11 protein-coding genes and 2 tRNA genes are annotated in these 12,405 nt (G+C 65.0%); 9 read left to right on the forward strand and 4 right to left on the reverse strand.

What is annotated here, in order from left to right:
* Positions 1 to 18 precede the first annotated feature (18 nt).
* Together ACPYOD_RS13930 and ACPYOD_RS13935 are read right to left on the reverse strand one after the other, a co-directional pair.
* Positions 19 to 207 (reverse strand): hypothetical protein, encoded by a 189-nt coding sequence (locus ACPYOD_RS13930; RefSeq protein WP_481302328.1) that lies wholly within the window; start codon positions 205 to 207, stop codon positions 19 to 21.
* Positions 208 to 314: 107 nt separating this feature from the next.
* Positions 315 to 1,700 carry an MFS transporter gene (locus ACPYOD_RS13935; protein WP_481302329.1) on the reverse strand — a complete coding sequence of 462 codons (1,386 nt, stop codon included), beginning with the start codon at positions 1,698 to 1,700 and terminating at the stop codon, positions 315 to 317.
* Between the two features lie 92 nt (positions 1,701 to 1,792).
* On the opposite strand from ACPYOD_RS13935, the gene soxR reads away from it, so the two are divergent.
* The 9 genes from soxR (at position 1,793) to ACPYOD_RS13980 (ending at position 11,234) form a co-directional block, all read left to right on the forward strand.
* Entirely contained in the window at positions 1,793 to 2,227 is a 435-nt protein-coding gene (gene soxR, locus ACPYOD_RS13940) for a redox-sensitive transcriptional activator SoxR (protein ID WP_481302330.1), read from the forward strand.
* Positions 2,228 to 2,404: 177 nt separating this feature from the next.
* Positions 2,405 to 3,697, forward strand: a complete 1,293-nt coding sequence (tig, locus tag ACPYOD_RS13945; RefSeq protein ID WP_481302331.1) for a trigger factor — start codon at positions 2,405 to 2,407, stop codon at positions 3,695 to 3,697.
* A 53-nt stretch (positions 3,698 to 3,750) separates the two neighbouring features.
* Positions 3,751 to 4,377 (forward strand): ATP-dependent Clp endopeptidase proteolytic subunit ClpP, encoded by a 627-nt coding sequence (gene clpP, locus ACPYOD_RS13950; RefSeq protein WP_414675145.1) that lies wholly within the window; start codon positions 3,751 to 3,753, stop codon positions 4,375 to 4,377.
* Between the two features lie 104 nt (positions 4,378 to 4,481).
* The gene (gene clpX / locus ACPYOD_RS13955) at positions 4,482 to 5,777 is read left to right on the forward strand and encodes an ATP-dependent Clp protease ATP-binding subunit ClpX (protein WP_481302332.1); all 1,296 of its coding nucleotides are present in this window, start codon (positions 4,482 to 4,484) and stop codon (positions 5,775 to 5,777) included.
* Positions 5,778 to 5,947: 170 nt separating this feature from the next.
* Positions 5,948 to 8,455, forward strand: a complete 2,508-nt coding sequence (gene lon / locus ACPYOD_RS13960) for an endopeptidase La (protein WP_481302333.1) — start codon at positions 5,948 to 5,950, stop codon at positions 8,453 to 8,455.
* Positions 8,456 to 8,788: 333 nt separating this feature from the next.
* The gene (locus ACPYOD_RS13965) at positions 8,789 to 9,061 is read left to right on the forward strand and encodes an HU family DNA-binding protein (protein ID WP_072321387.1); all 273 of its coding nucleotides are present in this window, start codon (positions 8,789 to 8,791) and stop codon (positions 9,059 to 9,061) included.
* 16 nt (positions 9,062 to 9,077) lie between these two features.
* A tRNA-Val gene (locus ACPYOD_RS13970) sits at positions 9,078 to 9,152 on the forward strand.
* Between the two features lie 9 nt (positions 9,153 to 9,161).
* A tRNA-Asp gene (locus ACPYOD_RS13975) sits at positions 9,162 to 9,238 on the forward strand.
* Between the two features lie 85 nt (positions 9,239 to 9,323).
* Positions 9,324 to 11,234, forward strand: coding sequence for a SurA N-terminal domain-containing protein (locus ACPYOD_RS13980; RefSeq protein ID WP_481302334.1), 1,911 nt, complete (start codon positions 9,324 to 9,326; stop codon positions 11,232 to 11,234).
* 97 nt (positions 11,235 to 11,331) lie between these two features.
* Here the strand turns inward: ACPYOD_RS13980 and ACPYOD_RS13985 are convergent, their stop codons facing one another.
* Positions 11,332 to 12,186 carry a hypothetical protein gene (locus ACPYOD_RS13985; RefSeq protein WP_481302335.1) on the reverse strand — a complete coding sequence of 285 codons (855 nt, stop codon included), beginning with the start codon at positions 12,184 to 12,186 and terminating at the stop codon, positions 11,332 to 11,334.
* Positions 12,183 to 12,365 carry a hypothetical protein gene (locus tag ACPYOD_RS13990; protein ID WP_481302336.1) on the reverse strand — a complete coding sequence of 61 codons (183 nt, stop codon included), beginning with the start codon at positions 12,363 to 12,365 and terminating at the stop codon, positions 12,183 to 12,185. Before ACPYOD_RS13990 ends, ACPYOD_RS13985 begins: the two co-directional genes overlap by 4 nt.
* Between the last annotated feature and the right edge of the window lie 40 nt (positions 12,366 to 12,405).

Here is a 12,405-nt window from a genome sequence, read left to right on the forward strand (position 1 = left end):
GCGGGTCCATGTCGGCCCCTACATGACGGCGGAAAGGAGCTTCACGAAGCCAATGGCCGCGGCGAACAAGCCTGCTGTGGCGACGAAGGGGTACCAACGGGCCTCGGCATTTATCTTCGCCGTCTCGGCCATGAGCTTTCCGATTTCGGCGCGGACCTTTTCCAGCTCGTCGGGGGACATCGGCCTCGTCTCGATCTTTGGGGGCATGGTGCGGTTCCTAGCGTAACACCGTGCCCCGTAGTGTTCGTCGAACGCTCCAGACGTGCATGGGCCGCACGGCTCCCAGTTCGGTTGGAACCGTCCGCCCGTTGCCGTCAGCCACGCCCGTGTCTGGCCTCCGTGCGGCGGGCGACAAAGACGCCGAGCGCGGCGAGCACCACGGTAATGGCGAAGTTCGCCGCGAAGGCCGCGGTATGCGACTTGTCGAGCAACGCGGCGAACAGTGAGCCACCGATGGCCAGCGTCGTGGCCACCATCAACGATTCGCACAGTTGCAGCGCCGAACTGTTCGCGCCTTGCTCGTGCTCGCCCGACATCGACAGCGCGAGCACGGCGACCGTGCCGTAGAGCATGCCCATGCCGAGGCCTGTCAGCAGCCATCCCGCGACCGACGCGAATACCGGCATCCACGCAAAGGTGCTCAACGATGCCGCCACGGTGCCGACCACCATCATCGCCGTGCCGCGGCGAAGCAGGGTCTGTCGCGACACCTTCGCGTAGTGTCCCTGGTACCACGAACCCGAGAACCAGCCGATGGCGCCGACGCTGATGGCGACGCCCGACCACATCGGCGAGAGCCCGTGTTCCCGCGCGAATGCGAGCGGAAGGAAGGCCTCGGTGCCGAAGAACGCGGAGGCGGCCACGCCGCGCAGCGCGATGACGGCCGGCAGGCCGCGGGCGGCGCGTAGCGTGCCGGCCGGAAGCAGCCGCTTGCCGCAAGCGAGCAGGAGGATGACCCCGGGGACGAGGATCGCGGCGGCGAGCCAGCCGCGTTCCTGTCCGGCAACGAACACGAGGCATACGCCTAGCGCGGCCCCGACGGCGTTGGCCATCCGGCGGCCAGTGCCAGTGCCGGCCTGGCCGGTCGGGCTGCCCAGCGAGCGCAAGGCGCCGCGAAGCGCCGCCGCGGCCGGAATGGCGAGCACAGGCACGCCGAGGAACACCCAGCGCCAGCCGACGTGCTCGACGATCGCGCCGCTTACGGCGGGCCCGATCAGGGCCGGCACGACCCAGCCGGCCGAAAAGGCGGCGAATACCTTCGGTCTCAGCGATTCCGGATACAACCGCCCGACGATCACATAGAGGGCCGGCGACAGGCATCCCGCGCCGAGGCCCTGGACCAGGCGTCCGATAAGGAGCGTGGGCATGTCGCGGGCGAATCCGGCGACGAACAATCCGGCCACGAATCCGACCAGCCCGGTCCACATCGCCGGTGCCGGCCCCTTGCGGTCGCTCCAGCGGCCCGACAGGGTCATGCCGATCACGCTGGTGGCGAGCACGCCGCCGAAAGCGAGCGCGTAGGCCTTCAGGCCGTCCAGGTCCCGCGCCACGGTGGGCATGGCCGTGGTGACGGCCAGCGCCTCGAAGGCGACCAGCGAGATGAGGGCCACCATGCCCACCGTGGCGGCGCGATAGGGCGGGGCGAGAATGCCTTGGGCCTCGTCGGCCAGGACGGGTGCGTCGGACGTTGCCACGTTCATCGGGTTTCCTTGGGGGACGGGGAGTCTCGCACGGTTGCGTGGGGGAACCGGGAGGCGCAGGATGCAACCTCAACCATTGTTGAGGTCAAGCGATGCGCGAGCTGAGTGTCGGCGAGGCGGCAAGGCGGGCCGGGGTGGCGGTGTCGGCGCTGCACTTCTACGAGCGCAAGGGCCTGATCCGCAGCCTTCGCACGGCGGGGAACCAGCGCCGGTATGCCGCCGACGTACTGCGGCGGATCGCCGTGATCCGGGTGGCGCAGCGCGTGGGTATTCCGCTGGAGGCGGTGCGGCAGGCCTTCGAAGCCCTTCCGGACGAGCGGACGCCCACCCGTGAGGAATGGGCTCGGATGTCCGCCAGCTGGCACGGGGAGCTGGACCGCCGGATCGCCCAGCTGGTCAATCTGCGGGACCGCCTGACCGACTGCATCGGCTGTGGCTGTCTTTCCCTGACGGCCTGTACCCTCGCCAATCCGGACGATCGGCTGGCCGACGGAGGGGAGGGGCCAAGGCGTTGGGAATCCTCGTGAGGCAGGTTGCGGCGGCGCCGGGGCAAAACGTAGAATGGGCAGTCATTTGCGGGGTTTTTTGCCGCCAGGGGGAAGGTCGCGGCGGCCGGCCCTGCATTCGCGGCGGTCCCATTGTTTCGGTTACGGCGGACGGATGTCCGCCATCGCGCCACGTCCGTGGTGGTTTCAGGAGAGGTCATGCAGGTTTCGGTTGAGAATGTGGGCAAGCTCGGGCGCAAGCTCACGGTGAAGTTCCCGGCAGAGCGTCTCGAGACGCAGGTCAGCGAGCGCATCGCGGAAATGGGCCGTACGGTGCGCCTCAAGGGCTTCCGTCCCGGCAAGGTGCCGACCAACGTGATCAAGCAGCGCTTCGGCGCGCAGGTCCGCGGCGAAGCCCTCTCCGATCTCATCGGCAGCACTCTTCGCGAGGCCTTCCAGCAAGAGAAGCTGCAGCCGATCGCCAACCCGTCGGTGGACACCACGGGCAACGCCGAGAACGGCGAAATCGCCTACACGGCCACCTTCGAAGTGATGCCGGAGTTCCCGGCCATCGACGTCTCGTCGATCGAGATCGCCCGTCCGAAGGCCGAAGTGAAGGACGCCGACATCGACAAGATGATAGAAACCCTTCGCACCCAGCGCCGCAGCTTCGATGAAGTCACCCGCGCCTCGAAGGAAGGCGACTTCGTCATGTTCGAATACGCCGCCGAATCGGGCGACTACCGCTTCCCGGCTGAGGGCCTGGAGCGCGCCGGCAGCGTGCTGGGCTCGGGCACCCTGTTCAAGGCGCTGGACGAGGCCCTGACCGGCCGCAGCGCGGGCGAAGACCTGGTCCAGGACGTCGCCTTCCCGGAAGACTTCCGTAACCCGGACCTGGCCGGCAAGACCGCCAAGGTCACCTTCAAGATCGTGAAGGTACAGGAGCCGAACCTCCCGGCCGTGGACGCCGACTTCGTGAAGATGTTCGGCGTGGCCGACGGCGACATCGACACCTTCCGCAAGGAAGTCCGCGCCAACCTCGAGCGCGAGCTCAAGGCCACGCTCATGGCCCGCCTCAAGTCGGAAGTGGCCGAGAAGCTGGCTGGCGCGCATCCGGACCTCGACGTACCGGACCTGATGGCCAACGCCGAGGCGCGCAGCCTGGCTTCCGGCAACCTGCCGCGTGGCCAGGAGCCCAGCCCGGAAATGGTGGCCGAGGCCCTGCCGTTCGCCCGCAAGCGCGTCATCGCCGCTCTCCTGATGGGTGAGATCGCGCGCAAGAACGAACTCCGCCTCGATCGCAAGCGTCTGAGCGACATGCTGGCCGCCATCGCTTCGACCTACGAAGAGCCGGAAAAGGTCATTGAACTGTACAACGGCGACCCCCAACTGATGTCGGGACTGCAGAACCGCGTCATGGAAGACCAGGTGGCCGAGTGGGTGGCGGACAACGCCAAGACCACCGACCAGGAACTGAGCTTCGACGAGGTAATGCGGCCGATCGGCGCCTGAGGGCGTCGGTCGTCGTAACCCCGGGCCCCACACGTAGGAGAGACCGCATGTCCATGGCTCCGATCCAGAACCTCAACCTGGTGCCCATCGTCGTCGAGCAGACCTCGCGCGGCGAGCGTTCGTACGACATCTATTCGCGCCTCCTCAAGGAGCGCGTGATCTTCGCGGTCGGTCCGGTCGACGACTACATGGCCAACGTCATCGTGGCCCAGCTGCTGTTCCTGGAGTCGGAAAATCCGGACAAGGACATCAGCCTGTACATCAACAGCCCCGGCGGCTCGGTCACCGCGGGCATGGCGATCTACGACACGATGCAGTTCGTGAAGCCGGATGTCAGCACCATGTGCATCGGCCAGGCCGCCTCGATGGGCGCCCTGCTGCTGGCGGCGGGTGCAGCGGGCAAGCGGTACTCCCTGCCGCATTCGCGCATCATGATCCACCAGCCGTGGGCCGGCGGCATCTCCGGCCAGGCGACCGACATCGAGATCCACGCCCGTGAGATCCTGACGATGCGCGAGCGCCTGAACGCGATCCTCGCCCGCCACAGCGGCAAGACGGTGGAAGAGATCGCCCGCGATACCGAGCGCGACCGCTTCATGAGCGGGGCGGAAGCCCAGGCTTACGGACTGATCGACTCGGTGCTCGACAAGCGTACGGTCGATACCGTCCGTTCAGCTTGATTGTACTTTTTCGCTTGTGAAAACCGGCACTTCGCCCCTCCTTCCGGGGGCGGAGTGCTGTGCTATTCTCAAAGCGCACCTGGATTCTCAGTAGGGCCCAAAGCATGAGCGACGAGCGGCAGAGCCGTTCCAACGACGGCGGCAAGATTCTTTACTGCTCTTTCTGCGGCAAGAGCCAGCACGAGGTTCGCAAGCTGATCGCTGGCCCCAGCGTGTTCATCTGCGACGAATGCGTCGAGCTGTGCAACGACATCATCCGCGAGGAACTGGAAGAAAAGGCGGCCTCCGGCCGTACTCAGCTTCCGAAGCCGCGCGAGATCATGGAGGCGCTCGACCAGTACGTGGTTGGACAGACGCGCGCCAAGAAGGCGCTGTCGGTGGCCGTGTACAACCATTACAAGCGCATGGAATCGCGCCAGAAGAACGACGACGTCGAACTCGGCAAGTCGAACATCCTCCTGATCGGTCCGACCGGTTCGGGCAAGACGCTGCTGGCCGAGACGCTGGCGCGCCTGCTCAACGTGCCGTTCACGATCGCCGACGCCACCACGCTCACCGAAGCGGGTTACGTGGGTGAAGATGTCGAGAACATCATCCAGAAGCTCCTGCAGAAGTGCGACTACGACGTCGAGAAGGCGCAGAGCGGCATCGTCTACATCGATGAAATCGACAAGATCTCGCGTAAGAGCGAGAACCCGTCGATCACCCGCGACGTGTCGGGCGAAGGCGTGCAGCAGGCCCTGCTGAAGCTCATCGAGGGCACGCTTGCCTCGGTGCCGCCGCAGGGTGGCCGCAAGCATCCGCAGCAGGAATTCCTGCAGGTCGACACGCGGAACATCCTCTTCATCTGCGGCGGCGCGTTCGCCGGGCTGGAGAAGGTGATCCAGCAGCGTTCCGAGACTACCGGCATCGGCTTCGGCGCCGAGGTCCGCTCGAAGGAGCGCACCGAGAACGTCGGCAAGATGCTGTCGGAAGTGGAACCGGCCGACCTGGTCCGTTTCGGTCTCATTCCGGAATTCGTCGGCCGCCTGCCGGTCGTGGCCACGCTCGACGAACTCGACGAGGCTGCCCTGGTGCAGATCCTCACCGAGCCGAAGAACGCCGTCACGAAGCAGTTCCGCAAGCTGTTCGACATGGAAGGCGCCGAGCTGGAGTTCCGGCCCGAGGCCCTGTCCGCCATCGCCCGTCGCGCGCTGAAGCGAAAGACCGGCGCACGCGGATTGCGCACCATTCTCGAACAGGTGCTGCTCGACACGATGTTCGAACTGCCGTCGCTGGAACACGTCAGCAAGGTGGTGGTCGACGATGCCGTGATCGACGGCCAGGCCGAGCCCTACCTCATCTACCGTGGCAACCTGCAGCAACAGCGGATCGCGGGCGAGGGCGGCGACGCGGCCTGATCTTAGTCCGTAGGTAAATCCGGCGGCCCCGGCGTCCCACGACGCCGGGGCCGTTTTTCTTTGCGCGGCGCGGTCTTGATGGATCGTTCGCGAACCACCACTTGACGTCTATGGCGGCTCCGGCGCAGTGTCGAGCTGCGCCCCACACACCTGAGGGAAACCCCAATCACATGGCGAAGATTCGCAGACAAACCACGAGTGGAGCCGAGCTCGACCTGTTGCCGGTCCTGCCCTTGCGCGACGTCGTCGTCTACCCGCACATGGTCATTCCGTTGTTCGTCGGGCGCGACAAATCCATGCGCGCGCTCGAGCGGGCGATGGAAGGCGAGCGGCAGATCCTGCTCGTGGCGCAGAAGAGCCCCGACATCGACGATCCGGCCATCGGCGACCTGCATTCCGTAGGCACCCTGGCGGGCGTGCTGCAGCTGCTGAAGCTCCCGGACGGCACCGTGAAGGTGCTGGTCGAGGGCCAGTCGCGCGTGCAGATCGACGCCTTCGAAGACGATGCCGGCATGATGAGCGGGCGCGCAAAGGTCATCGAGCCCATCTACAGCAACAACGAGCGCGAGCTGGACGTGGTTTCGCGCTCGCTGGTGTCGCTCTTCGAGCAGCTGGTGAAGCAGAGCCGCAAGCTTCCCCCGGAAATTCTTGCGACCCTTTCCGGCATCGACGATCCGTCGCGCCTGGCCGATTCCATCGCCGCCCACCTTTCCGTGCGCATGGCCGACAAGCAGCGCGTGCTCGAGACGGCCGACGTCGGCCAGCGCCTCGAACTGCTCATTGGCCTCGTCGACGGCGAAATGGACCTCCAGCAGGTCGAGAAGCGCATCCGCGGCCGCGTGAAGTCGCAGATGGAGAAAAGCCAGCGCGAGTACTACCTCAACGAGCAGATGAAGGCCATCCAGAAGGAACTGGGTGAGGGCGAGGAGGGCGCGAACGAGATCGAGGAACTGCAGAAGAAGATCGACGGCGCCGGCATGCCGCCGGCCGTGCTCGCGAAGGCGCGTCAGGAATTCAACAAGCTGAAGCAGATGTCGCCGATGTCCGCGGAAGCCACCGTGGTGCGCAACTACCTCGACTGGGTGGTTGGCGTGCCGTGGAAGAAGCGCAGCAAGGTGCGCAAGGACCTCGCGCTTGCGCAGGAAACGTTGGACGCCGACCACTTCGGCCTCGAGAAGGTGAAGGAGCGCATCCTCGAATACCTCGCCGTCCAGCAGCGCGTGAACACGATGAAGGGCCCGATCCTGTGCCTCGTCGGTCCGCCCGGCGTGGGCAAGACCTCACTCGGCCAATCCATCGCCAAGGCCACGAACCGCAAGTTCGTCCGCATGAGCCTGGGTGGCGTGCGCGACGAAGCCGAGATCCGCGGCCATCGCCGCACGTACATCGGTTCCATGCCCGGTCGCATCGTGCAGAACCTCAACAAGGTCGGCACGAAGAACCCGCTGTTCGTGCTCGACGAGATCGACAAGATGTCGATGGACTTCCGCGGCGATCCGTCGTCCGCGCTGCTCGAAGTGCTCGATCCGGAGCAGAACAACGCGTTCAACGACCATTACCTGGAGGTCGATCTCGATCTCTCGGAGGTCATGTGGATCGCCACGGCGAACTCGCTGAACATTCCGGGTCCGCTGCTCGACCGCATGGAAGTGATCCGCATCCCGGGTTACACCGAAGACGAAAAGCTCAACATCGCGCAGAAGTACCTCCTGCCCAAGCAGCTGAAGGCCAACGGCCTGAAGGCGGAAGAACTGGAAGTGGGCGAGGACGCCCTGCGCGACATCGTGCGTTACTACACGCGCGAGTCCGGCGTGCGCAACCTCGAACGCGAGATCTCGAAGATCTGCCGCAAGGTGGTGAAGGAGCTGGCGCTCGGCACCGTGCCCGATAAGGCCAGGGCCAAACCGGCCAAGGCGACGAAGGCCGCCAAGGGCAAGGTCGCGGCACCGGGACACGTGCGCGTCGATGGCGAGAACCTCGACCACTACCTCGGCGTGCGCCGCTTCGACTTCGGCCGGGCGGAGCAGCAGAACGAAGTGGGCCTCGTCACGGGCCTTGCCTGGACCCAGGTGGGCGGCGACCTCCTCAGCATCGAGGCCTCCGTGGTCCCGGGCAAGGGGCGCCTCGTACACACGGGCCAGCTCGGCGACGTCATGAAGGAATCGATCCAGGCGGCGCTCAGCGTCGTGCGGGCGAGGGCGGCTGCGCTGGGCATCGAGCCCGACTTCCACGAGAAGCTCGACATCCACATCCACGTGCCGGAGGGCGCCACGCCGAAGGACGGTCCGAGTGCGGGTATCGCCATGTGCACGGCGCTCGTCTCGGCGCTGACGAAGGTGCCGGTGCGCTCCGAGGTCGCCATGACGGGCGAGATCACGCTGCGCGGCCGCGTGCTGCCGATCGGCGGGCTCAAGGAGAAGCTGCTCGCGGCGCATCGTGGCGGCATCACCACGGTGATCATCCCCGACGAAAACAAGAAGGACCTTGTGGACATCCCGGAGAACATCACCAGCTCGCTCGACATCCATCCGGTGAAATGGATCGACGAAGTTCTCGACCTCGCCCTCGAGCGGCCACTGGGCCTCAAGAAGACGGACGAGAACGGCAACGCGGTGGAAGTGCCGCGCGCGCAGGGCAAGCGGGGCAAGGGCAAGTCGTCGCCGTCGCTCACGCATTGATCTTTCATCGTTCCACGATACGAACAAGGGCGCACTCCAGTGCGCCCTTTTCGCTTTCGTCGTTCTGTCATCGACCCTTGCCGATAATCGTTTTTTGCCTTGCGCGCAAGCCTCCCCGGACGATGCACATGTGCTGAAAGCCTTGGTATTGCTTGTCTTGCGATGGTGGGGGGGCGCTGGTATAAAGGCCACACCGCCATCGCCGCGCCGCAAGGGCGCCCTGGATCGCGGGGTTGCCGTTTTCGTTGCCGAAAGGTGGCGTTCGCAGCCTGACGTCTTCTCGTGAAGGATCGCCGTCCGGCGATTCGAATTACCTTTGAAGGGAGTTACGTAATGAATAAATCCGAGCTTATCGACGCCATCGCCGAAAAGGCCGAACTGTCGAAGGCCGATGCGGGCCGCGCCCTGCAGGGCCTCATCGAAGCCGTCAAGGACGCCCTGAAGAAGGGTGACGATGTCGCCGTCGTTGGCTTCGGCACCTTCAAGGTGCGCAGCCGCGCAGCCCGTACCGGCCGCAACCCGCGCACGAACGAAGAGATCAAGATCCCGGCCTCGAAGGTCCCGGCCTTCACGGCTGGCAAGGCGCTCAAGGATCACGTAAACTAAACGGTCTTACCGTCGAGGGTGCTTAGCTCAGCGGTAGAGCGTCGCCTTTACACGGCGCTGGTCGGGGGTTCGATCCCCTCAGCACCCACCAGACGGAAGTGGAGTGGTAGTTCAGTCGGTTAGAATGCTGGCCTGTCACGCCGGAGGTCGCGGGTTCGAGTCCCGTCCACTCCGCCATTGGTCCGCAAAGGCGCCCGCGTGGCGCCTTTGTTTTATCTACCGCCGGCAAGGACTTGCCGGCGCAACCTTCGCGAGTCGCATCATGCTGCAAGCCCTGCGTAACAAGATCCATGGCTGGCCCGCCGCCATCGTCCTCGGAGTCTCGGTTTTCGCCGTCGCGTTCTTCGGCATCGAGTCGTACTTCGTCTCCCACGTGGACACGTACGTCGCGAAGGTCGGCGAGCACGAGATCTCGCAGCAGGACTGGCAGCAGCGCCTCAATGAACTTCGCCAGCAGGCCGCGCAGGATCCGAACTCGCCGTTCACGGCGGCCGACCTCGAGAAGCCGGAGCTCAAGCAGCGCGTGCTCGACGGCATGATCAGCCAGGCCCTGTTGCAGCAGGCGAACACCGACCTCGGCCTTGCCGTTTCCGACGCCAGCGTGCGCAGCGCGATCGCCGGCGATCCCGGCTTCCAGGTCAACGGCCAGTTCAGCCCGGAGACCTATCGCGCCGTGCTCGCCATGCAGGGCATGAGCCCGGGCATGTACGAGCAGCGCGTGCGCAGCTCGCTCGCCACCCAGCTCATCCCACAGGCTATCTCAAGCACCACGCTGGTCAGCGACGCGGACGTCGATAGCTTCTTCCGCCTGCGTTTGCAGCAGCGTGACCTCCGCTTCGTCGCACTGCCGCGCCCTTCGCTTACCGATGCGAACGTGCCGGACAGCGAGATCGAGGCGTTCTACAAGTCGCACATCGCCGACTACACCACGCCGGAACAGGTGTCGGTGCAATACCTCGAAGTGAAGCAGGCCGACCTGAAGGTGGGCGAACCCACCGACGAGCAGCTTCGCGAGTACTACGACAAGTTCAAGCAGCGCTACGCACAGCCGGAGCAGCGCGAGGCTTCGCACATCCTGGTGAACGTGCCGAAGAACGCCACGCCGGAACAGCAGAAGGCCGCGCTGGAGAAAGCCAAGAAGATCGCCGCGGAAGCTACGCCAGAGAACTTCGCCAAGCTTGCCGCCGAGAACTCCGATGACTTCGGTTCGAAGCGCACCGGCGGCGACCTCGGCTGGCTGGAGAAAGGCGTGGCCAACGCCGCCTTCGACACCGCGTTGTTCGGCATGAAGAAGGGCGAGATCACGAAGGAACCCGTGCTGTCGCCGGAAGAGGGTTACCACATCATCTGGCTGCGCGACGCCCGCGATGGCGACGCCAAGCCCTTCGCCGAGGTGCGTAGTCAGCTCGCCGCCGACTGGGCGAAGAGCGAGGGCGAGCGCCTGTACAACGAGCGCGCCGGCCAGCTCGCCGACCTCGCGGAGCGCAACCCTGGCTCGCTGGAGCCGGCGACGAAGGAACTCGGCCTCGAGATCAAGACGTCGCCGCTGTTCGGCCGCGACGGCGGCCCCGGCATTCCGGCCGATCCGAAGTTCGTGACGGCCGCGTTCGCAGACGACGTACTCGCGCAGGGCAACAACTCGTCGCTGGTGCAGATCGGCAAGGGGGACGCGTTGGTCATGCACCTCGCCAAGCACAATCCGGCGGCGCCGAAGGCACTTGCCGAGGTCACCGACGCGATCCGCCAGCGCATCCTCGACGAGCGCGTCGACACGCTGGCAAAGCAGAATGCCGACAAGATCGTCGCGGACCTCGCCAAGGGTGGCGACGTGGCGGCACTCGCGAAGGCGCCGGTGCGCACGCTTGCGGGCGTTGAGCGCAGCAAGCTCGCCACACTGACCGACGTGCCCCCGGCCATCCTGCGCCAGGCCTTCACGCTGCCGCATCCGGTGAACGGCAAGCCGAGCTGGACCACGGTGAAGACGGACAACGGTGCCTATGCCCTGGTGGCCGTGGACAAAGTCGTCGACGGCGATCCGGCGAAGGTCGAGAAGGCGCAGCGCGACGCACTGCGCGGCCAGATGATGGACGCGATGGCGCAGGCGGCCACGCTCGAATACGTCGAGGCGCTGAAGGCCCGCGGCGAGATCAAGATCGCGCAGGACCGGATGTAAGACTTCCGAAACGACCCGCAAGCTGGATGGACTTCCAGCTTGCGGGCCGAGGGTTGATCGGTGGAACCCTCACACGCTTGATACTTCCTCGTGCAGGTCAGCCCTGCGATGGACCTGGATCGCGTCCTTTGCCCTTTCCGATCTTCGCCACCGTCTTGCGTCCCTTGTTTCCGCTGGGCATCGCCTCGCTTCCGCGCGTGTCCAGGCCTTTTTTACTGCCCGCCAGCATTCCCCGGTCGTTGGCGCGATCCGCGCCCGCCGCGGGTTTCCGCAGGTTCTCCGGCAGCGGAGGTACGGGTGGAACGTCCGCGCTGGCCTGCCCGCTGATAAACGAGCGCGCCTTTCGCAACAGCTTCCCGGAACCGGATTCTTTTTTTGCCAAGCTCACGGTGGAAGCGGACGCCTTAGGCGCCAGTTTGTTCGCCGTTCCTGGGACTTGACCGTAGTCGGACGACGCCGCACTTGCCTTGGCGTTCTCGATTTTGGCTGCGTTTTCACCGAAGAAACTCGCGAGTTTTTGGTTACTGCGGAGTGACCCCTTTGCATTAAGTTCCTTCGCGGTGCGAACCGCCGACTGGTCGGGGTTGGGAGCGAATGTGACCGAGGCGAGACTGGGAGAAGGAGAGGGAGAACGAGAGGGGCCACCGGGTTCGCTCGCCATCCGCAATCCGCTAGGGGATTCAGCGCGCATGGGATGTCGATCGGGGCCGGTCGAGCCGACGGACGGAAGGCTTGACGTGCTGGTCGTGCTTGCCACGCTTTGGGCGTCGAATGGTGCACCTAATCTTCCCAGGTCGGACGAAGAACCCTCCACCTGGTTCCTCGGGATTGATCCCTTGGTCATCTTTTTTGGAAGATTGGTTAGCGACTTCGAGGCGTTTGTCATCGACTTCGACAAATTCGTAAACGATTTCGACGCCTGTTTTTTCATACCCTTCAGTTTACTTTTCATCTTTCTTTTCCTGCTTGTGCATCGTTGATGGCGCTTGCGTCCGGCCGGATCGCAAGCTTCTCGCGGCTATTCAGGGTCGGGTCCTCCTTCTTCGCCTTACGCGGACGACTGGTTCCTGTTGCGTGCCGGGTGTCGACGGAGCTGACCTCTGCCGCCAACTGCCTGAAAAATGTCTTCATGTTCGTGGCTTCCGATAGTGATTACCTGTTTAACGCGCGG

The sequence above is a fragment of the Luteibacter sp. HAY1-4A genome (assembly GCF_056755355.1).

Bases quoted from the DNA above. Each gene is read 5' to 3' on its own strand.
- lon (WP_481302333.1), top strand. From the start codon at position 5,948: ATGGCGAAGATTCGCAGACAAACCACGAGTGGAGCCGAGCTCGACCTG.
- tig (WP_481302331.1), top strand. From the start codon at position 2,405: ATGCAGGTTTCGGTTGAGAATGTGGGCAAGCTCGGGCGCAAGCTCACG.
- ACPYOD_RS13935 (WP_481302329.1), bottom strand. From the start codon at position 1,700: ATGAACGTGGCAACGTCCGACGCACCCGTCCTGGCCGACGAGGCCCAA.
- ACPYOD_RS13985 (WP_481302335.1), bottom strand. From the start codon at position 12,186: ATGAAAAGTAAACTGAAGGGTATGAAAAAACAGGCGTCGAAATCGTTT.
- clpX (WP_481302332.1), top strand. From the start codon at position 4,482: ATGAGCGACGAGCGGCAGAGCCGTTCCAACGACGGCGGCAAGATTCTT.
- ACPYOD_RS13990 (WP_481302336.1), bottom strand. From the start codon at position 12,365: ATGAAGACATTTTTCAGGCAGTTGGCGGCAGAGGTCAGCTCCGTCGAC.
- ACPYOD_RS13930 (WP_481302328.1), bottom strand. From the start codon at position 207: ATGCCCCCAAAGATCGAGACGAGGCCGATGTCCCCCGACGAGCTGGAA.
- clpP (WP_414675145.1), top strand. From the start codon at position 3,751: ATGGCTCCGATCCAGAACCTCAACCTGGTGCCCATCGTCGTCGAGCAG.
- ACPYOD_RS13980 (WP_481302334.1), top strand. From the start codon at position 9,324: ATGCTGCAAGCCCTGCGTAACAAGATCCATGGCTGGCCCGCCGCCATC.
- soxR (WP_481302330.1), top strand. From the start codon at position 1,793: ATGCGCGAGCTGAGTGTCGGCGAGGCGGCAAGGCGGGCCGGGGTGGCG.
- ACPYOD_RS13965 (WP_072321387.1), top strand. From the start codon at position 8,789: ATGAATAAATCCGAGCTTATCGACGCCATCGCCGAAAAGGCCGAACTG.